This is a genomic window from Bartonella phoceensis, from assembly GCF_902825145.1.
In the GTDB taxonomy this organism is placed as follows: Bacteria; Pseudomonadota; Alphaproteobacteria; order Rhizobiales; family Rhizobiaceae; genus Bartonella; species Bartonella phoceensis.
This window is the reverse complement of sequence record NZ_CADEAD010000009.1, coordinates 1-20,983: the sequence shown is the minus strand read 5'-3', so window position 1 is coordinate 20,983 and position 20,983 is coordinate 1. Positions and strand designations below refer to the sequence as shown.

The window sequence follows — 20,983 nt, the reverse complement described above, 5'->3', positions numbered from 1 at the left end:
GCACCATTTATTTATTACGGCATAGACCACATCATTCTCTTAGATAATTCGGCACACTTCACCGCATTGTTCTTTCATTATATTTGGCATGCTTTACCGCATGCCGGCAGGCTTCAATTCCACATCGAATCCCGATACATGTGACCAATTTCTCCCCTCAGGGATTCGCAATTTAAAACGATAAAACCGCGCTCTTGCACGAGAATGAATTTGCCCTGTATTATGAGAAGGCTTTTTTTCCGGCAACCAAACCGTTTCCTCTTCGAAGGATTGCCGAAAGCGCACCCCCACAGAGAGATAAAACTCTCCACTATTCACCTGAGGCATAATATTTTTCACCCGAGTTATCATGCCATTTGTCTGTCCCATTTCTTGGGATGTCACCACACAAGCCATAGGGGGACCAGAAAACGAGCCCATTCTCCCCTGATAATCAAATGCACCGAGAATAGGCGATTCATTTTTCCATACTTTACTATCGAGAGAAAAGGGTAAATCATCAATGCTCTGAGCAACTTGATCAAGTCCTTCTAAGGTGGTTCCAGCCACAAAAATGGGAAGAATTGTTTTGATCCCCACGACAGCCTTTGTCCATTTTTTCAATCCCCAATCATAGATGAGTAAGATGCGTTTGTAGTTGCTCTCATCGTTATCGATCATCCAATAAACGCGATTATACATCCCATCAATGGCAGCAGACAGGATATTCTGACCAGATTTTGCAATCATGGTTCGATCTACTTTTTCAAACCCAATGGGTATAATCTGCCCTTCATTGGTTATTTGATAAAATCCGCCCTCATCAGCAAAGAAGGCCATATCACCGCGACAAACGATAGATTCAGCATTTTTTGCACCGCGTTTATCGTGGATTTTTTGGAAACTGAAAATAATCTTAGAGCCAGGAATAAAAGAACCCGCATAGATTGCAGACCGCATAAAGATGATTGGATTTGTTGTTTCAGTTGCGCCTTGTACAGAACCACCATCAGGAAAATCTTGATAATCGCAGCTTTTTTTCCCCACTGTCCAAAATTCTGCATCGTTCAAGCCTGACCAATGGACACGTCTTGGATATTCGGTCAATTGCATCAGACAAACAAAATCGCCCCACACACGAACAATTCCTGCTTGTGGTGGATTTCCTCCTAAATCTCTAAATTGTTTATCATGATTAATATCAATCACTTGAGGCTTATCATTAGCATTAACTGCGATGACATAATCGCCAAACAAAGCGAAGGACCACGGAGCATCGACATTTGCGAGATAAGATTTTCCCTTTCGGCTAATATCTTTCCATTGTTGTGTTGTATTGTCGAGTATATAGATTTTTTCTCTGGTCCCAATAATAATAGACACACCATTTTTTGTTTTCACGGCAAGAGCCCCTAAAAGTCTATCAGGACAAGGCTCTGTCAAAGGTTGAAAGCTAGGTATAGGAATATAAGATCCATCAGCCGGAAGCACATTGATGAGTTCATCAGTAAAGATACCATTAATGTCAGCAACATCAGGCCGATAATCAGCGATTGGGAAAAAAGCCATTGAGAAACCCCAGGAGCAAAATATTTGAAAAGCCTTTGTGGTATTTTAAAAGGCTTATTTTTAACCACAAGCGCCCTTGAGAGAAGACTCTCAAAAGCGTATAGCTCAGACCATAAAGAACAAACAAAAATACATTGATGCATCCACGCATAAAATACCACCAACACCAGCCACCAGCGTCAATCACCAGCGTCAATCATCAGCGTCAATCATCAGCGTCAATCATCAGCGTCAATCATCAGCGTCAATCATCAGCGTCAATCATCAGCGTCAACCATCAGCGTCAATCATCAGCGTCAATCATCAGCGTCAACCATCAGCGTCAACCATCAGCGTCAATCATCAGCGTCAACCATCAGCGTCAATCATCAGCGTCAATCACCAGCGTCAACCATCAGCGTCAACCATCAGCGTCAACCATCAGCGTCAATCACCAGCGTCAATCACCAGCGTCAATCATCAGCGTCAATCATCAGCGTCAATTACCAACACAGATCCCCGACACCAATCATTAGCCACCAACCACCAACACTACCACTAGCCTTTTACAATTGAGAAAAAGCTCTTTAAAATTGCATTGGTAGAATATTTGAAGAATCTTTTCGGCGCGATGTTTCAAATCGCAAAGCTTGAAGCTGTTCTTGATAGTCTCTAAAAGAAACAGCAGCATATTCAGAATCTTTGAGAATATTTTTGTAGAGCTCATATTTTGCACGTGCTTTAATGAGATCAAATGCGTAAATCAACCAAGGATTATCGTCCTTCATCATCTGTTCTTTTCCAAAACGGATAGGAGCATAAAAAAGGCGCACACTTTCAACCTGTTTAGGTGTTGGAAAGAGTCCTATTTTTCGATTAAGGCAAGTATAAAAGAGGGGTGTTCCCTGCACAGGCTGTAATCCATATTGTTTTTGCAACGTCTCAACAGCTTTAAAAAGCAATGGTGTTTTTTTTGCATCATCTGTTCCTAAAAGGATGCACTCCACATCCTCTTCTGATTCAATAAAAATATTCACTTCTTGACCATACCACGTTTTTCCACATTGTGTTTTGAAGATCATCTGTCTTTTTTCATTAAAGAAGAAGGATTCCCGTTCACACAAACGCAAAGCGGTAAAAATGGAATCTTGAATTTGCACGGAATATTCAGCTGTTGTATCGTCAATTTCATCTTGAATAAGCGCCACCATAGAAGCAAAAGTTTTAGAACGATCTAATTGCGAAAGATTGTGATCCTTGTGATCAGTAGGCAAAATGGTCATAAGCAGTGGTAATCCTTTTATGTATGCAGCATTTCACATGTCTTCCCCCAAGCAGAGTGGTTCTGTTGGGGGAATGATTTGCAAGCTTTTACGCATGTCTTTTAAGCAGGTGCTCCATAGGTTGAAATCACGATGGTAGCAAAATCCTGCGCTCCTTGCGTGCTTCCTGGCGCGGTGAAGCGGGTTTTTTTCATACCGATAATGGTTTTTGCTGCGACACCGAATTCTCGTTCATAATCGAATAGCTCTTCGACCAATTTATAGCGTGTATCACCACGGTCTTTTCCAAAAGCAATGACAGCGCTTTGTGCCCCCAACAAAACGGCACGACGCACATTTGGCACTGCTTTATTTGTTGAAGCTGACTCGACACCTTCGGTAACATGTTCGGCCTCACGCAAAACCACACCATTATACATACCAAGCGAGCCATCATAGAGAGGGTTTTTGAGATGGCTTCCATTATAGATTGCCTTAGTAATATCGAGCCATTGTCCAGCATCTGTATTGGTTCGCAACTGTGTAACCTGTGTTGGATGCAGATAAAGTACGTAGACATTTTCCCCCTCGATACGTACAGGTCTAATTTTGGGATTTGCAAGCTTAGCGCGTTCCACGGCTTTATCGATCAGCTTGAGATTGAAAACATCGTTGTCTTTCAAGTCTTCATCTTTTGTTTTCCCATTGGGGCGCACAATGCGTTTATCGGTTGGTGCGGTTGGAGCATTAAACCCGTAATGAACAGGTTTAAGGTTTATCGTGCGTCCTTCAAAGTTAATGGATTTTGCGGTATAACCACAGACTTGAATGAAGAACATCATACTAAGACGATCGGCGTACCAATCAACCAAGCCATTTTTGGCTTCGGTACGCAAATCATGCAGAACACGTTGTTGATCAATCGTTCCTTCATTTTTAACACGCACGGCATGAACAAGTTCATTAATAGCCAAGCGATCATTGAGAAATTGGAGCGCTTCTTCATTTCCTTCAAGGGCCTGCCCTTCACTCACCCCATCGCCGAGCAGCTGAACGCGCAAATTAAAGCTAATTGCATCACCACTTGCTTTTGTCGTTTCATCTTTTAATTGTACGATACTGTTGGAATCTTGCCCAATCAACGGAGCAATAGGAATTGCTTTTGAAACTTCCTGGTTTAATAGTTTAGACCATGTGCGTACTGCCATTGGGTCATTAATTCCGATATAAGTTACGGCCATTTTATCCTCTAAAAGTTTATTGACATAAAAAATCCGGCAAAATGCCGGCTATTCACATTCCACATTTCTTATTTTCAGATGGTGGATCAGTTATTCTGTATTGTGTATGATTTTTGTTGAAAGTCTTTTCCTCCCCTTTGCGAAATTTTCTCATCGCATTTTCATTTCTCCCCACACACCCACCTCGAAAACTGTAAGCGCATGTGTTTTAAAAGCGCTCAATGCATCTGCCTTGAAAACGCCAACGCACATCTCCCACAGGTGTTTTTCCACCACCTATATTTCCTATTTTTTTAAGATTCTCCGCCCCCCATTAAGCGGTTAAAAGCGGCTTTGTTTTTGGGATCGCTCACCCAATTACTAAATTCTGCTTCTGACATTTTGTCGAGCATATCCAAAGAAATGGGTCCATTTGCAGTCAAGCCGTTATAGGCGGCAAGTGTTCGTGCAGAATTTTGTCTTTCCTGTAAATTTTCCCCCATGTTCTTTTGGCTATTTGTGTAGCCAATTTTTTGTGCAATCGTGTAGAGTATTTCGGCAGGGTTTTGATTTTTTTTTGCACAATCCCGCAGGATTTGCTTCAACTCATTTCCAATCACGGCATCCACGACATTTGGATCTGCCATTTCAGGATAGAGCGAAGCATAAGCAGCCAATTGCCGTGCCCTTGTATCATAAATAAAATCGGCCGCCTGATCGAAATCATGATGTTTTTGTTTAACAGCGATAACGGACCGCTGATAAAAAGCATGCAACTGTTCTGCTTCAGAAACGCAAGAAGGTGCTTGTTCAGAGCGCAATTCTTCTTGTTTCTGGAGTGCTTTTCCCAACCATTGCATATAGCCCATAAAATCTTTTTTTGGATCCGGAGGTCTATCCCCATCTAGTGTTTTATGAACATCTTGTGCCTGCGCACTTTCCTGCAATGACTGCTGTTGTTGATGTCTGTTTTGAGAGCCTTGGAAATTTTCTTCGAGCGTTTTTGTTTTTTCTCCCACCCCAATTTCACTCTCTTCTTCCTGTACAGCTCCTGCAAGAAAGCCTTGTTTCAATTGGTTTTGTTCTGCTGGCGTTAAGTGTTCTTGATCCATCCTGTTAGCCTTCTCTTTGTCAGACAATAAAGTGATATTTTTTCCAATGAAGCCGCTTATTTTTGTGCATTTGCGCTCTGCAAAATAGAGCGTACCAACTGCTCCCCATCAGCATCCTCCCCAAGCACCCCTTCACTATGGCCACGATCCTGCCAAGAGGCCCTTTGCCCTTCTAAGCTTTGCGCCTGTGCTTTCATGGCAATTTTATGGATCAGGGATGCTGGCAAAGGTGAATAATGTAAAAGATCGAGCATAATCTCTGGCGTTGTGAAATTCTGCATCAAAGGAAGCAATTGCATAATAATGGCAAATGTCCGTTCTTTTTCATTGAGACTTGTTGGTGCATCATCGACGACAATATCATATTCCAAACTGGTGATCATTTCCCGTGTCAGCGGCACATATTGAGCGTTTTCCTCACCAGCGATCCGCACCAATCGCCCATCGGAGAGATAATTTTGAATAAGATAGAGAATAATTTTTCCCTGTCGTTGCCGATATCGGCGCAAACCATCAAAGAAGGAAGCCAACAAATTGAGTGACGACTGTCGACGTTGTTCTTCAAGGATTCCTGGCTGGTTTACCGCCCGTGTACCAATAAATTCAGAGGATAAGCCGGTCACTTGTTCGATCGCGCTTTTTGCTTCATTAAACAGCTGGAAGAAGCCTTGTGGGAATTGAGCAACGGGTTTAGGCTGAATTCTCCCACCGGAAACAGCGCCACTTTTAAGCCAAGTAATACTGTCAGCTCTTGCCCAACTCTCGATGGCTTGACGATCATCATCGAAAGCGTCGCGTTCCGCCATAATGCCGCCTTTTGACTGGCTATTGAGCAAATGCATCACTTGACTAAAATATTTATTTGCCCAGCGTTGGGGATCTTTTGTTGGTTTGACAATCCCGTAAAATTGCCGGCTTAATTTATCAAAAGTCCCGGTAATACATTCCCAACCCAATTGACCTGCTGGCACCAAAGGCTTATCGGGCGTTTCGAGCAATTTTCGCCCCAAAAAAGCACGTTTAACAATTTTTCTTGTCAATCTTGTTGCTTGGATTTCAGGAAACGTTTTATTTAATTTTTGGAAATCCTGTTCTGAATAATCGATAAATTTTCCGCTTAAGGGATCGAGGACTTTATAAACAACCTCACGTTCGAACCAGCGACATTCAGCCAATGTGACCATTTTAGGACGTTGAGCACTGCCCATCTCCTTCCCATATCCACCGAGCGTTTGCATATCACCATTGCTGGTTTGGTGCAAAAATGTCTGATGCTTGACCCAATCAGCATGAAGATCGCTCCAATGAACATGAGGGAACATTTCTTGCGCCACGTCTAGTGGTTTTTCATCAATATACCACAAGCGCTGTGCATCAATGAGATTAGGTTTCACAGCACTTGCATCCCACACCATTTTCATAGGATCCAACCGTGCAATGACGGGTTTTCCTTGGGGGTCTTCTTCATAATCGAGACGTGTATCAGTCCATCCCATTCCGCAAATAATAGCATCTTGAAAGGCATCAGAATCTTCGTACTCTCCATCGGCCTCATCACGAAACCATTCGGCTACACCGGTGAGAATCTGGTTTGCAAAAGCCGCCCCTTCTTGGCGTGGAATAAATTGCACCTGTCGTTTATTATTGCGCTCGGTACCAATCACGGCATTGATCAAAGGAGCAATGCGGTTAAAGGTCATGACCGGTCTATTTTGTTCGCGCAACACGGCGAGATCTTGGTCATTCCATTGCCGCCCATTATAAAAATCGTAGTCTTCTTGGGCATTTTTTCGCCATTGCTCAACATGGTTAATATCATCGTGATACCAACTGACGAGTTTTTTAAAGAGCGCCTGGTTTTCAAGTGTGTCTAAGGAACCAAAAGAGTCTGTAGAAATATTCATTAAAAAGCCATCCATGAAGTTTGAGAATGGTGAGAAAAACGATAAGCATTTTTTTGGGGTCGTATATGTGGCTGTTCATAAGCCACACACATCAATCCAAAGGCATCTGCGCCATGGCTTGCCCAATCATGTTCAGCACCCAATCCGATATTGCGTTGTTCATCACGCTTTTCGTGATACCAAGCGAGCGCTTTTCGCCCTGCATGTGTTGTTTCACGGTTAAACCATATAGCAGGAAACAATCGCCTTACGGCTTCGATGCGCATTTTCACAGCCCCCATCCCTTGATTAGGGATGACTTTGGTTTGAAAGCCAGCCTGTTGGAGAGCGCTTTCAAAACTGACATTATAGACCCGATCTTTGGTAGCTCCATCATGGGGTAGGACCATCAACGCTTTGTCATATCCGCGCTGAAACACCCAACCGACATGCTCTGAGAGCGGCTGTCCTTGTGCTTCATAATAATCGAGAACACGGATTTCACGTCCAACGAATTGTGCCACCCATAAGGCGGTAGCATCGGCCTTTGCGCCTGTTCCACCGATATCCCAAAAAATTCTGACCTGCATCAGTGGATCAAGTGGCACAGTGGTAATGCGCCCTTCGTGTGAAGCTTCAAGCAGCATTTTTTGGTAATAAGCGCCGTGAACAGCTTGGAGATATTCACCTTCCCAAATATGGTTATATTGTTCAGGTCTCTGTTCTAAATCCACTTTGCGATCTCGATTGAGTTTTTCTGGAAATTGAGGATTATCACGCCAATTGATTTCAGCACCTTTGATATGAGGGTTCTTGACATTTCGGAAACGTTTTTCCACGGGTGCATTTTCACGGCAAGGGTTCCATGTCACCCATAATTCGGCATTCCAATCGTTTCCCTCTTCGCGCAAAGTTGGAATGAGTGTCTGCCAAGCGGTTTCTGTCACTGGTTCTGCCTCATCCACCCAGCAGAGGAAAACGCGTCCCATGGATTTAATACTTGCGATATTGCGATCAAGCCCCGCGAAAACATAGACGATACGTCCATCTTTTGACTTAATATATTTATCGCCGATTTCATAATAGTCTTGCAGAAAAGGATAAGCTTCGATTGCCCGTTTAATTTCCTCCAACGAACTTTCATTGAGCGAATTTTGAAATTGTCGTGCACAGAGAATAATTCCGCGTTCTCCAGCCTTTCCGTGTCGATATCCCATCACGGCAGACATCAAAGCAAAGGAACGTGTTTTTCCAGAGCCCCGTCCCCCCCAGGCAGCGCGCACATCGGCTTTTCCAGTGAAAACAGGAATAAGCTTTGGAATAAGAGCAATTTGCACAGTTGTCATAAATCCTCAAGCACCAGACTCTTCAAAAACGCATGCTTCAAACACCGCGCTCCCAAAATGCATGCTTCCAAACCCCCACAATCTTGAAAAGGCTTCCCACATGCCACAACTGTCAAGCATCGAGATCTTTAGTTTTCTGCGCACAAGACACGGCATCCTTAGCCCTTACCGGAACAATCTCAACACGTGAAATGGTTTTAACATCGCCACCCGTTTCTCCTGTCACCTGCAGGGGCAGTACTTTAGCCAAAAGCGAAAAAAAAGGCACAGGATTATTCAGTGCATGGTATTGCAGATAAGATACCAACCCATCCTCCCCATAATGATATCCAGCCTGCTCAGCAGCTGTAAGAAGAGCTTCACTAAAGCGCGTTTTTGTTTTATTTTTATTCACAACCCCTTTAGGACGTCCTCTTCGGCGTAAAGGAAGACAACGTTCATCTGCCATTATGATGTTCCTTCAAAGAAAGAGCAACGCATCTTACGACATAAAAAAGCGCATAAAAATCAGCAACAAGATTTCCAATACAACCAAGATCTTTTTGATCAAAAATCAAGAGCAATCGGAAATTTTAAGATAATGAGACATTTTTGCACATCCTTTGCCGGATACTTGCGTGAAAGCCTTTTTACCTTTTTATCACGAGCCTCTCCCTCTCACCACGAGAAAGCTCATTATTCTCTAAAACCGAGCAAGTTTTCCTCTACACTCCAAGGATGTATAAAAGGTAAAAGAGTAAGAGAAGGGAAAAAGAAGAACAGCTCTTCTAGAAGGAAAGACATTCCCCAAAAAACCATCAATCACACAGAAACTGATTGATGGCACAACCAAATTTGACCGCTGAACGCATCAAGTTCCTATATAAATCTATAAAACTCCAGGAATTAAAGCCTAAGATTATAGACTGAGCACTACGTACCACTGAAAATATGCCCTGAAAGCGCATAAAATCTACTATTTTAGCAAGCACAAGTTTGGCAAGCACAAGTTTGGAAAGCTCAAGACCGGAAAGCTCAAGACCGGAAAGCTCAAGACCGGAAAGCTCAAGACCGGAAAGCTCAAGACCGGAAAGCTCAAGACCGGAAAGCTTACAGACTCTAGAAAGCGCTCTATGAGCAAAACTGGTAGGCAAAACCCGATCTCATCCTCATTCTTTACAAAGGATTCACAAAGGCTTTTTCCTACGTAATAAAATTGTTCCACCCCTAAAATTTCATCCGCTTTGCAAAAACGCACAATTCCGACTGTACCATTATGATACCTATTGAGATTTACCTTGTCAAGTTTTTTTATGTTCTCATGCGCATTTTTCTGCCTCACAGGCACACACCCTCACAGGCAAACACCCTCACAGGCACACCCCTCACAGGCAAACACCCTCACAGACAAACACATCCTTATGAGAGTTTTTTAATCTTCAGGCAAAAAAATCAACCGATCTCCTTCTTTTGCAATTTTCACCGCCATCTCATCGTGGATTTTTCCAAAGAGGATATCTTCTGCCAGCGGATCTTGAATTTCTTTTTGGATAATCCGTTTGAGAGGACGCGCACCGTAGAGGGGATCATAGCCTTTATCGGCAAGGAATTGCCGTACTTCTGGTTCGATATGCAAAGTTATTTTGCGTTCATTAAGCAAATTTTGCAAATGTTGTATCTGAATATCAACGATAGCTTCCATATCCCCACGTTGTAATCTTTGAAAGAGAATAATCTCATCAATACGATTCAAAAATTCAGGGCGGAAAGCTGCTTTGACAACATTCATAACATCATTTTTTGCTTGATCGGTTGTTTGTCCCTCAGGCAAGGCGGTTAAAAACTCCGCACCCAGATTTGAAGTCATAATCAACAAGGTGTTTCGAAAATCGACGGTACGTCCTTGGCTATCAGTCAAACGTCCCTCATCAAGAACCTGCAACAAGAGATTAAAAATATCAGGATGTGCTTTTTCAATTTCGTCGAACAGAATGACCTGATAAGGCCTTCTGCGAACGGCTTCTGTGAGTACGCCTCCTTCTTCATATCCGACATATCCAGGCGGTGCGCCAATCAGGCGTGCACCAGCGTGCTTTTCCATATATTCAGACATATCGATACGCAACATTGCATTGGAGTCTTGGAAAAGAAAAGCGGCGAGTGCTTTGGTTAATTCGGTTTTTCCCACACCGGTAGGACCAAGAAACATAAAGGAGCCGATAGGGCGATTGGGATCTTGCAACCCCGCACGAGCACGGCGTACAGCGCGAGAAACAGCTTGCACAGCTTCACCCTGTCCAATCACACGTTTACTAATTTCATCTTCCATACGCAAGAGGGCTTCTCGTTCTGCCTCGAGCATACGATCAACAGGAATACCGGTCCAGCGAGAAACAATCCGTGCGACGTGTTCAGCAGTGACCGTTTCTTCGACGAGATGATTTTGTTGATCATCATTTTCAGCGATACGCAATTGTTTTTCGAGCTCGGGAATGACACTATAAGCAAGCTCTCCGGCTTTTTGGAATTGTCCATCACGCTGTGCAATAGCCAAAGCATTGCGCGCTTCTTCAAGTTGTTTTTTCAAATCGGCAGCATGGCCTAATTTTTGTTTCTCAGCCTGCCAAGCGGTTGTCATTTCTGCAGACCGTTGTTCCAATGTGTTCAGTTCATCCTGCACGGTTTTGAGACGTTCTTTTGCCGTTGGTTCCACATCTGTTTTCAAAGCTTCGCGTTCGATTTTCAACTGCAAGATACGCCGATCAAGCGCATCAAGTTCTTCAGGTTTTGAATCGACCTGCATACGCAAGCGCGCTGCAGCTTCATCTATCAGATCAATGGCTTTATCGGGCAAGAAACGATCGGTAATATAGCGGTTAGAAAGCCTTGCCGCTGTGATCAGTGCACTGTCTGCCAAACGCACTTTGTGATGTTGCTCATATTTTTCTTTTATGCCACGCAAGATAGAGATAGTATCTTCAAGGCTTGGCTCAGGCACAAAGACAGGTTGGAAACGGCGGGCAAGCGCAGCATCTTTTTCGACATATTTGCGATATTCATCGAGCGTCGTGGCTCCCAAACAATGAAGTTCCCCGCGAGCAAGTGCTGGTTTTAGCAAGTTTGAAGCATCCATAGGGCCATCAGATTTTCCAGCCCCCACCAGATTGTGCAATTCATCAATAAACAGAATGATCTGGCCATTTTCGGCTTGCACCTCAGCCAGCACAGCCTTGAGACGTTCTTCGAATTCACCGCGATATTTTGCACCAGCGATCAGTGCTCCCATATCCAGTGCGTAGAGTTGTTTATCGCGCAAAGTTTCGGGCACATCACCATTGACAATGCGCAGCGCTAACCCTTCAACAATAGCGGTTTTCCCCACACCGGGTTCACCGATCAACACAGGATTATTTTTGGTACGCCGTGAGAGCACCTGAATAGCACGACGAATTTCTTCTTCACGACCAATGACAGGGTCGAGTTTTCCTTCACGTGCATCTTTAGTGAGATCACGGGCATATTTTTGCAAAGCATCATATTGGCTTTCAGCATGGGGACTTGTTGCTGTCTTTCCTTTACGCAGCGCATTAATAGCGCGGTTAAGCGCTTGTGGCGTCAAACCTGCTTTTGTGAGAATATCAGCAGTCTTTGCGGACTTTTCCATGATGAGTGCTTGCAGCACACGCTCCACGGTTACAAACTGATCACCGGCTCTTTTTGCGAGATCTTCAGCGAGTGTGAAGACTTTTGCCAAGGGCTGAGACAAATAGAGCTGCCCATTTCCCCCTTGCACTTTTGGCAAAGCCTCGAGCGCTTGCTTAAGCTCCTTTTGAAGCACAGAGAGATCACCGCCTGCTCTTTGGATCAGTGACGCCGCCAATCCTTGGGAATCCTCTAACAGCACTTTGAGAAAATGCTCGGGCATAAATTGTTGATGATCAGAAGAGAGGGCGTTATTTTGTGCTGATTGTAAAAAACCTTGTAGTCGTTCGCTATATTTTTCCAGGTTCATTTTTTTTCCTTTCTTGCACCACTGTACTCTAGCGCCCCTAGCAATCCACAAAAAAGACATCCCATCAGGAATATCGACCCACACACACAAAAATACTGCGAACAGGGCAGCATAAAGAATAACCGTTGTGCTCAAACGAATATGGGTTCTCACACGTCCCATAGCAAGAGGAAGAGAAAGACGTACCGTCATTTTTAAATAAAAACTGCAACTTTCCTACACCCTCCAGCAAAACCTACCATCACCCTCCTTCCAAAAAGCCTTATCCTTAACGATACACGAGTCATACCCCACTCTGCGTGGAGTTTTGTGAAAGAATTAAATTTTGCTGGAAGCAAATACCATGCACACACACCTTTTGTTTCAATAAACTCTGTAGGAAAACCTGTCATGAAGAGTAAAATAAAGTATTCATAATATTGTTTCTTTGAACGATATTAAATATACTTTTATTGTAAGACTCATATTAAATTATTTGAATGAAAGGAGGTTAAATATGTACCATAGCATTAAAAAGATAACTTTAATATTCTTATTTCTTCTAATGAGTAAGCCAAGTTATGCCGTTTTTGCTGGTAAAGTGATAAAATTGGAACACGACTGGCGTGGCCAAGCATTTGATCACTTTTCTTTCACCCAGCAAATAACATACGATGGCGGACCTAACTCCATATATTTCTGGGGAAACCAATTTCAATTCGAAAATGGAAAAAATGGACATATTGGTTTATTCAATAGAGACACCCACACCGTTCATTTTTCTATCTGGGATGCAACGGGATGGAAAAGTGATAAATGTAAGCATTTTACCCAAAAGGGCTCAGGAGTACGCTGTGAAATTGAGTTTCCCTGGAAGACTGGGATGCGATACCAATTTGATGTTTCCCAAACTGGAAATCTGGTTACGGGATCTGTCACTGATCTTATAACAGGTAAAAAAACAATAGTTGGTACTATAGAAATACCAAAGGCATTTGGCAAACTTTCTAAATCTTATAGTTTTGTTGAAGACCATTCTCGTTGGAAGAGACATCTTTCCTCCTGTTATGTATTAAGTCCGCAAAGTTCAACCTTTTTTAATCCGAGAGCTATGCACCAAGACACTGAATACGAAGGCTTTATGAAGGCATCTCCTCCCGAACAATGTAACGATCCTTACGTTATCCAAACATTATGTAGAGCCAAATTTTGCATGAGTAGCATAAATGACCTTGGAGGTTTAGCCTCACCTGCTGCCCCAGTAGTTCGCATTTCCAATGGGAAAGATCTCTCTGCACAAACGATTCTTGACATGTTGAAACAAAAAGAGCTTGTCGCCATTCGTTTATTCGATGGATATTGGGCACCCAATATCTCTTTCCCATCTCCTGCTTCATGTAAGTGGAAATCAATCTTTGTGGATCATCAAGCAGCTTACAACTCTACACTTCATGTCAATAAGGGCATACACAAGGTCACGAGGGGGCAACAAATCATGTATATGTCTGATGGAAAAACCTGGAAGATTATGAAAACGAAATAACTTTTCCCTTCTTGAAAGATATAAGATCCCGCACCTTTATTGGGAAACAAATAAACATGGGGGGGGGTTCTTTACAATTGTTTTTCTTACTTTGTTGGTTATTTTTTCACCATAATTCTTTTACGCTTGATAAAATGACGCTTAACTTCGAAAGAGTCTTTGTTTTTTAAGGGACACCATATTTCTCTGGTCTGTTTCAAATTTTCCTTTGCCCCTCAAACCAACCAACCACTTCCCTCTCAGACAAAAATGCTCAACCTGCCAAAAGCGCACGCCCCTCAATGTAAAAACTTCAGCAAACCCAAATACCAGGATCTCTCCTCAGCCATCACACTCTTAAGGGGTATTCTCCTCTCTGTCTTTTTTTGAAACCTCCACCTCATCTGCAAACTTCATTTTGAACGTTTTTAAAGGTTTTGCTCTTTTCTATTCTTCTTCATCACTTGTTTGCGGTGGCGGCGGCAAAATATAAGCACCTGAAAGCCACCGATTGAGATCAATAGCTCTGCACCGTGTTGAACAGAAAGGATAGGTGTTTTGTTGTGCCACCTGACCACAAATCGGACAAGGATGCGGAGGACGACTTGAAGATGCCTTTTTTTGCGTTAAGTCTGTCTTTTTTTTCATTTTGTATCTTTGTTCTTTATTTGCAGATTTTTCTTTATTTTCTGCTGTTTACTTTTTTCCTCTTCTCTTTTTGTTCTTTTTTTACACTGTTGCCTTTCTTTTGCCTATTGCCAATAAAGAACGGAGCATACATTTTTCTAACACTTCTCGCCCATCCAATGCAGGAGCAATGGATAGTGATAAGCTGTGAGAAGATCCATTGTTTCAGCCAATGGCAAGCCAACCACATTGGAATAAGAGCCAGCAATATAGACGACAAAAGCACCGGCTATTCCCTGAATAGCGTATCCCCCAGCTTTTCCTTCCCATTCTCCAGAAGCGATATAGGCATTGATCAATGGAGCAGTCAACCGTCTAAAACGGACCCGACTTTCGACCAATTTTACGGTTATTTTTCCACATTCATTGAGTGCACAAACGGCGCCATAGACCTTGTGAGAACGTCCAGAAAGGAAGTGCAAACATTCATAGGCCTCGTCTTCACCTTCTGGTTTAGGAAGAATGGTGCGCCCCACAGCAACTACCGTATCAGCAGCCAAGATGACAATTTTCTGACCGGATACTTCTCCTTTACCGTTTTGACTACGCCATAGCAAAGATTCTTGTGCTTTAAGTGCTTTTTCTTTAGCCAAACGCTTTGCAAGATTTGCAGGATGTTCTCTTAATTTTGGTGTTTCATCGATATCGGTTGCGCAGACCTCATGAGGATCAAGACCAATTTGCGCCAAGAGCGCCAGGCGACGCGGTGAAGCGGAAGCGAGCACCAATTGGGTTTCTTGGACGATATTTTCTGGCAACCCCTTCTTTCCTAAGAAAGTTTTCTTTAAGTTTCTCATTTTAGCCCCTCAGAATGTTCAAGCCACCACCCAATTCTTTTGGCGCCACGAATACCTTTTGACTTTACAGATTTCTAAGACCACTGTATTTTTCGTTTCTTTTTATTTTTACTTTTAAAAAGAAGCCTCAAAATATTTCAGAAACAAGACAACTGCTTTAGCAAAACACAACAACCCATGATTTACTTATAACGATATATAATACGCCCTTTTGTCAAATCATAAGGGGTCATTTCCACCATGATTTTATCACCGGCTAACACGCGAATCCGGTTTTTACGCATTCTACCAGCGGTGTGGGCAATAATTTCATGATCATTTTCCAATTTCACGCGAAACATTGCATTGGGTAAGAGTTCGGTCACGATACCAGAAAATTCCAAGACTTCTTCTTTTGACATAAAAAATTATTTCCTTTACAGTGCGCATGTTTTTTAATGTGTGCGTTATTTTTCAGCGTTCATACCCCATTTTGTTGGCTTTGTGAATAAAAATTCAACGAAAAGGGAAAGGTTTTTTATTTGATATCAAAAAATTTCAGCTCCTCGATTTTATCTCCTCATTTAGTCTTCTCATTTCATTCCCCCACACTTCCCTGTTGCGTCAATGATAAACATGATTTTTGCGCGGATTCATACGAGACTATAAAAAATATTTTTGCAAGCCTTTTATACCCTCTTTTTACTCCATGAGTTTAACATTGCTCACTCCATACTTTCCTCCATTTGATTTATGCTTTCCTCCCTTTGATTTTTCGTTTGCAGCATTTTGCTTCACCCTAACGCCCTCTTCTTCAACCGAACTTTCTTTCCCCTCAACACCTCTTCCCCTGCACCCCACAAGCTCTGTTTCTCCTCCAATCTCTCCTTCACTCTATGGATGCACCCCTACAAAAACGTAGAGAACATCTTATGTCTTTGCCTTACTTTTTTACAGATTAACTTTTTTACGTTTTTACATATTTACAGAAAATAGCAAAAGAAGCTTCCAAGAAAAGGACCATGAGAAATATTTTTTACGATCGTTTAAAACAGAAGAAACACATAAAAATTCATCTCTCCTCCACCAGACATTCTCCCAGCTCCATACCCAGATCTTCTTCAGTATTGCTCACTTCACACTTTCCTTCACCAGACATTCTCCCGGCTCCATACCCAGATCTTCTTCAGTATTGCTCACTTCACACTTTCCTTCACCAGACATTCTCCCGGCTCCATACCCAGATTTTCTCCAGTATTGCTCACTCCATGCTTTCCTCCCTTTGATTTTTCATTTGCAGCATTTTGCTCCACCCTAACGCCCTCTTCTTCAACCGAACTTTCTTTCCCCTCAACACCTCTTCCCCTGCACCCCACAAGCTCTGTTTTTCCTCCAATCTCTCCTTCACTCTATGGATGCACCCCTACAAAAACGTAGAGAACATCTCATGTCTTTGCCTTACTTTTTTACAGATTAACTTTTTTACGTTTTTACATATTTACAGAAAATAGCAAAAGAAGCTTCCAAGAAAAGGACCATGAGAAATATTTTTTACGATCGTTTAAAACAGAAGAAACACATAAAAATTCATCTCTCCTCCACCAGACATTCTCCCAGCTCCATACCCAGATCTTCTCCAGTATTGCTCACTCCACACTTTCCTCCCTTTGATTTTTCATTTGCAGCATTTTGCTCCACCCTAACGCCCTCTTCTTCAACCGAACTTTCTTTCCCCTCAACACCTCTTCCCCTGCACCCCACAAGCTCTGTTTCTCCTCCAATCTCTCCTTCACTCTATGGATGCACCCCTACAAAAACGTAGAGAACATCTCATGTCTTTGCCTTACTTTTTTACAGATTAACTTTTTTACGTTTTTACATATTTACAGAAAATAGCAAAAGAAGCTTCCAAGAAAAGGACCATGAGAATATATTTTTTACGATCGTTTAAGACAAAGGGAGCACATAAAGTTTCCCTTCTCCTACCATTCCGATGCATAACCCGCTCCGATACCCCTTCCAGACAATCACTGTCCTCTGTGTTACACATTTTAAAGTGGTCTCCATTTAGTATTTTTTACCCGTATAGCTACAATTCTCAAAACGCAGGCGATGTCTTCTTGATGTTTCATGCTATCGCTGCTCTAAGAGTCACCATTAAAATATCCGCTTTTTTCTCAACACAAAAACTTTAAAATGAAATATAAAGGTAGAAAAAGACCGCGTTCTATTGCCAAGCGTATAAACGAAAGAGATATTTAAAAAGCAGGGGATATAAAAAGAGAGGCCTATTCATTAAGAACAGACCCCTACGAGAAAATTATTCAAAAACAATTCTCTAAATCTAAAGCTCTGGAAGCATCTAACACACCCCAAAACACTAACAAATATTAAACTATGTTTCCCCCTAACACGGAACTCTAACCGATACAAGAGTAAAAAAAAATCTCATCGTAAAGATCCAAAACTGTTATCAAAAATTTTTTCATCCAAACTTATGATGATGGCGTTTTGCTTAGACTTTTCTCGTATTTGGCAAATATTTTGCACAAAAAACACAGAGGATAATTGCCATGCCTGATAAAAGCGCTCCCCTAGAAGATCTCAAGTCTCAAAAGATCAAAAATCTGGATAAGATTTTTCCAAAGAGTTTTTATCAAAAAGAGGCAGGAATGCCTGCATTTTCCTCTCTTTATTTCTCGCCATTAAGAGACGTATCCGGAATTTTACTGAAAAAGACTTTAAGATGAGGAAGAAAACCAGTTTGACAACAACTCATATCTCACGGGGTCATCAGCACATTGTCCCCCCCCACACTCAAGTATGGTAGAAAGCAAATTTGCTGCAATCAAAAACACAAATAAGAAACTTGCTGTTTTAATGAATACGGGAAAAGGAGAAAATACTTTAAATTTGTGCGCAAACTCACTTAAAATCATAACAATAGAAACTGCAAAAATACACAAGACGGAAATGATAAACGCCCAAGTATAAAAATGCAATCCAAAGAATGTTGAACCATATCCAAGATCATCTGGTGTGATATGTAAAAACACTTGCCTTGCAGCAATGGTACTGGTGACCATACAACCGAGAATAACCATACCGTAATGGGTATTTCTCACTCTATAGTGAATATTCAGTAAGAACCCACATCCTGCAAGCATCAAACCAACGCGTTGCAAAAGACAAAGGGGACAAGGCAACTCAAACTTCACCAACTGATAATAAAAGGCTACCAATAAGACAGCGGATAGCCCCATAAGCCCCAAGGTATTCATAAATACAATAAAATGGGGATTTTTTTGTTCAATATGTTCCATGATTATGCTCTCAAAAAGACAGGTTTAAAGTAGAAGTTGCGTGGTGATTAAAAGTGAGAAGAATAACAAACAACAAAACCGTCCATAAGGCATAACTGATATTTTTTTTACCAAATATCGTTGTTACTGCTGCACCTAAAGCGATTAAAAATGGAAGAAACATGGCAAAAATCTCCTTTTCTTATTATTGGCTGTGTAACATATTAGAAAATTAGGCAAAAAAGAGACGGCCAACCTACTATTAACATCTCACATTTTACTCTTATCTTTTGAGAGAACAAAGTGTGTAAGAGGGTTACGTAGGACATGTGCAATGAAAATCAACTGAAGTTTTGATGCTGTTTTTTCCTTTAGCGACAAGCAAAAGAGCCTATTTTTCTCTTCTCATGCTGAAAGAAAGATCTGCATAGCACAATAAATACCATTTACAAACTCCTGAGATTTTTCCATGTATTTTTAGCAACGGAATATTCTTATTTTTAACTTATTTTTGCCATTTATTTTTTTCTCTTACACAAGAAATGTTTCAAATTGAAACATTTCTTACATTTTACGTCTCTTTTTCTTCATTTTAGACATTAAGAATCATGAGAATTGATGAAGTCCTTATAACAACGCTTATTGCCGCTCATTTCCAGTTACCATTTTCCACGCCCAGCACTCCCTCCCAGCAATTTTCATTACATATTTTGAGCATATTTTAGGCATATTTTGTTTTCAAACTCTGATTCTAGGGCAATAAACGAAAAACCTAAACAGCTTTTACCGCATTTATATTCCCTTTTTGCAAAGCAAATCGTGTAAGCTTCTTTCTTTTGAAAGAGGAGAGGATAAGTTTTCCTTTTAAATCTAAGATTATTTTAAACACCACTCCCCCAGAGAAATGTTTTCCGCCATACAGGGGGAAATCAATCGGTCACCTTGATTTAGAGCAAACGAAGGTGCTTGAGATTTTTGTTAAAATTGACACATTCGAAGAGATCTACCGCCATGAGAGTGCTTAAATTTTTTCTAAAAAGCATTTTCTGCTACAAAACACCTTCTATATAATAAAGATGATAAAAATAATCCCAATAATGCAAATAAAAAAATGGTTCCACAAACAGGAGTATTGCTTTATTTAGATGACGGTCACTTCTTATTTATAAGAGCTTATACTGCTTTATAAGAGCTTATACTGCTCTGCGAGATTTTTTTGAAATTGTAAAAAGATTCGGCATATCGAGTGAAAACGAACAAAGGAATTAAAATTTCCATTACCCTTACTAAAAAAGATAAAACTTTGTATTTCCTTACAATACGAGGAATGGAATTAGATACTTAACAACAGAAAGCCCCCCGTTAGCGCAGAGGGCTTAAGGCAGGATCAAATATTGTTGTTAGCAATGTCGATAAAAGACAAGAAAAGAATTAACAAATTTAAAAATCACATTAAATATGCTAGCCCCCACTTTAACACGAAACTGTGCTTTAAACGAATGGATATTTTCGAGCTTTATACACCCGCCGATTTTAAATTAGCAAAGAATTGAAAAAATGGCAACAAAAAATAAAATAGAGCAAAGAAAATTTTTCTGTAAAAACGTTCAAATTTAAAGGGTGATCTATCACTATTTTTTCAAATTTTTGTAAATGATCATAATTTTTTGTTTGTGAACTGTGTATCCTCCTCTAAAACCCCGCGTGAAAAACTGTTGTTCTATCACCAATTGGCTTTGCAAAGAAAAAGTGTAAAACTCTTACAAGCATAAGGGGAAAGAATCGCATTAGACAGTTAATAAAGGATATAAAATGGCTAAAGAATCACATGATGTAGCGATTTTAATGGGCAGCCAATCAGATTGGCAAACGATGCGACATAGTGCGGATATTTTGACATGTCTTGGTATTTCCCATATTGTACAGATTGTCTCAGCGCATCGGACTCCTGAGCGGCTTTACCAATTTGCCAAAGAGGCAAAATCATCAGGTTTTAAAATTTTGATTGCCGGTGCGGGTGGTGCAGCCCATCTTCCTGGGATGTTAGCAGCACTCACGCTTCTTCCTGTTTTTGGTGTTCCAGTGCATTCACAATCTTTATCTGGTCAAGATTCACTCCTTTCCATTGTGCAAATGCCAGCAGGCGTACCGGTTGGCACATTAGCAATTGGCAAAGCAGGTGCCATTAACGCAGCACTCTTAGCTGCAGCCGTTCTGGCGGTTTACGACGAAACACTCGCACAGCGGTTACAAGATTGGCGTCAACAACAAACAGCGAGTGTTGCGCAAACTCCAATAACTGAGGTTTAAAATGATAGAATCTTCCACCCCTCCCTGCGCATCCCCTGCGTCCAACGCCCCTTCCGCGTCCACCCC

22 protein-coding genes are annotated in these 20,983 nt (G+C 41.5%); 4 read left to right on the top strand and 18 right to left on the bottom strand.

The genetic code is table 11. From position 1 onward, the window contains the following. Positions 1-93: 93 nt before the first annotated feature. A complete protein-coding gene (locus J7R07_RS07230; RefSeq protein WP_208436200.1) occupies positions 94-1,548 on the bottom strand; it encodes a hypothetical protein in 1,455 nt (484 codons plus the stop codon). A 76-nt stretch (positions 1,549-1,624) separates the two neighbouring features. Here J7R07_RS07230 and J7R07_RS07225 point away from each other — a divergent pair, with 76 nt between their 5' ends. Further along, complete coding sequence (locus J7R07_RS07225; RefSeq protein ID WP_208436199.1) at positions 1,625-2,089, top strand: hypothetical protein; 465 nt, start codon at positions 1,625-1,627, stop codon at positions 2,087-2,089. 25 nt (positions 2,090-2,114) lie between these two features. On the opposite strand, the gene J7R07_RS07220 is transcribed toward J7R07_RS07225, so the two are convergent. The 9 genes from J7R07_RS07220 to J7R07_RS07180 all read right to left on the bottom strand — a co-directional run bounded on the left by J7R07_RS07220 (position 2,115) and on the right by J7R07_RS07180 (position 12,733). Further along, the gene (locus J7R07_RS07220; RefSeq protein WP_208436198.1) at positions 2,115-2,810 is read right to left on the bottom strand and encodes a hypothetical protein; all 696 of its coding nucleotides are present in this window, start codon (positions 2,808-2,810) and stop codon (positions 2,115-2,117) included. Positions 2,811-2,911: 101 nt separating this feature from the next. Continuing rightward, on the bottom strand, positions 2,912-4,030 hold the full coding sequence (locus J7R07_RS07215) for a N4-gp56 family major capsid protein (protein WP_208436197.1): 1,119 nt from the start codon (positions 4,028-4,030) through the stop codon (positions 2,912-2,914). Between the two features lie 293 nt (positions 4,031-4,323). Continuing rightward, positions 4,324-5,121, bottom strand: coding sequence for a hypothetical protein (locus tag J7R07_RS07210; RefSeq protein WP_208436196.1), 798 nt, complete (start codon positions 5,119-5,121; stop codon positions 4,324-4,326). A 56-nt stretch (positions 5,122-5,177) separates the two neighbouring features. Further along, positions 5,178-7,025, bottom strand: coding sequence for a portal protein (locus J7R07_RS07205; protein ID WP_208436195.1), 1,848 nt, complete (start codon positions 7,023-7,025; stop codon positions 5,178-5,180). After that, positions 7,025-8,350: a PBSX family phage terminase large subunit gene (locus J7R07_RS07200; protein ID WP_208436194.1), complete on the bottom strand. Its 1,326-nt coding sequence runs from the start codon at positions 8,348-8,350 to the stop codon at positions 7,025-7,027. Before J7R07_RS07200 ends, J7R07_RS07205 begins: the two co-directional genes overlap by 1 nt. A gap of 112 nt (positions 8,351-8,462) precedes the next feature. Then, entirely contained in the window at positions 8,463-8,798 is a 336-nt protein-coding gene (locus J7R07_RS07195) for a hypothetical protein (protein WP_208436193.1), read from the bottom strand. Between the two features lie 349 nt (positions 8,799-9,147). Continuing rightward, positions 9,148-9,483 carry a hypothetical protein gene (locus J7R07_RS07190; protein ID WP_208436192.1) on the bottom strand — a complete coding sequence of 112 codons (336 nt, stop codon included), beginning with the start codon at positions 9,481-9,483 and terminating at the stop codon, positions 9,148-9,150. Between the two features lie 278 nt (positions 9,484-9,761). Beyond that, positions 9,762-12,341: an ATP-dependent chaperone ClpB gene (gene clpB / locus J7R07_RS07185; protein WP_208436215.1), complete on the bottom strand. Its 2,580-nt coding sequence runs from the start codon at positions 12,339-12,341 to the stop codon at positions 9,762-9,764. A 194-nt stretch (positions 12,342-12,535) separates the two neighbouring features. Continuing rightward, complete coding sequence (locus J7R07_RS07180) at positions 12,536-12,733, bottom strand: hypothetical protein (protein ID WP_208436191.1); 198 nt, start codon at positions 12,731-12,733, stop codon at positions 12,536-12,538. 152 nt (positions 12,734-12,885) lie between these two features. Here J7R07_RS07180 and J7R07_RS07175 point away from each other — a divergent pair, with 152 nt between their 5' ends. Beyond that, positions 12,886-13,863, top strand: a complete 978-nt coding sequence (locus J7R07_RS07175; RefSeq protein ID WP_246464871.1) for a DUF3472 domain-containing protein — start codon at positions 12,886-12,888, stop codon at positions 13,861-13,863. 426 nt (positions 13,864-14,289) lie between these two features. Here J7R07_RS07175 and yacG read toward each other — a convergent pair whose 3' ends face one another. The 6 genes from yacG to J7R07_RS07145 form a co-directional block, all read right to left on the bottom strand. After that, complete coding sequence (yacG, locus tag J7R07_RS07170) at positions 14,290-14,490, bottom strand: DNA gyrase inhibitor YacG (protein WP_208436189.1); 201 nt, start codon at positions 14,488-14,490, stop codon at positions 14,290-14,292. A 137-nt stretch (positions 14,491-14,627) separates the two neighbouring features. Further along, positions 14,628-15,326 carry a Maf family nucleotide pyrophosphatase gene (locus J7R07_RS07165; RefSeq protein WP_208436188.1) on the bottom strand — a complete coding sequence of 233 codons (699 nt, stop codon included), beginning with the start codon at positions 15,324-15,326 and terminating at the stop codon, positions 14,628-14,630. A 182-nt stretch (positions 15,327-15,508) separates the two neighbouring features. After that, the gene (gene infA / locus J7R07_RS07160) at positions 15,509-15,727 is read right to left on the bottom strand and encodes a translation initiation factor IF-1 (protein ID WP_004856585.1); all 219 of its coding nucleotides are present in this window, start codon (positions 15,725-15,727) and stop codon (positions 15,509-15,511) included. Between the two features lie 280 nt (positions 15,728-16,007). After that, the gene (locus J7R07_RS07155; RefSeq protein ID WP_208436187.1) at positions 16,008-16,166 is read right to left on the bottom strand and encodes a hypothetical protein; all 159 of its coding nucleotides are present in this window, start codon (positions 16,164-16,166) and stop codon (positions 16,008-16,010) included. A 335-nt stretch (positions 16,167-16,501) separates the two neighbouring features. Next, positions 16,502-16,681: a hypothetical protein gene (locus J7R07_RS07150; protein ID WP_208436186.1), complete on the bottom strand. Its 180-nt coding sequence runs from the start codon at positions 16,679-16,681 to the stop codon at positions 16,502-16,504. Between the two features lie 211 nt (positions 16,682-16,892). After that, complete coding sequence (locus J7R07_RS07145) at positions 16,893-17,066, bottom strand: hypothetical protein (RefSeq protein WP_208436185.1); 174 nt, start codon at positions 17,064-17,066, stop codon at positions 16,893-16,895. Positions 17,067-17,878: 812 nt separating this feature from the next. On the opposite strand from J7R07_RS07145, the gene J7R07_RS07140 reads away from it, so the two are divergent. Then, positions 17,879-18,055, top strand: coding sequence for a cytochrome c family protein (locus tag J7R07_RS07140; protein WP_208436184.1), 177 nt, complete (start codon positions 17,879-17,881; stop codon positions 18,053-18,055). Here J7R07_RS07140 and J7R07_RS07135 read toward each other — a convergent pair. Both J7R07_RS07135 and J7R07_RS07130 read right to left on the bottom strand, forming a co-directional pair. Next, on the bottom strand, positions 18,047-18,628 hold the full coding sequence (locus J7R07_RS07135) for a disulfide bond formation protein B (protein WP_208436183.1): 582 nt from the start codon (positions 18,626-18,628) through the stop codon (positions 18,047-18,049). The two genes, J7R07_RS07140 and J7R07_RS07135, sit on opposite strands and share 9 nt — an antisense overlap. A 10-nt stretch (positions 18,629-18,638) precedes the next feature. Continuing rightward, complete coding sequence (locus J7R07_RS07130) at positions 18,639-18,791, bottom strand: DUF5993 family protein (protein ID WP_208436182.1); 153 nt, start codon at positions 18,789-18,791, stop codon at positions 18,639-18,641. Between the two features lie 1,628 nt (positions 18,792-20,419). Between J7R07_RS07130 and purE the strand changes: the two genes are divergently transcribed. After that, entirely contained in the window at positions 20,420-20,917 is a 498-nt protein-coding gene (purE, locus tag J7R07_RS07125) for a 5-(carboxyamino)imidazole ribonucleotide mutase (RefSeq protein ID WP_208436181.1), read from the top strand. Positions 20,918-20,983: the final 66 nt, after the last annotated feature.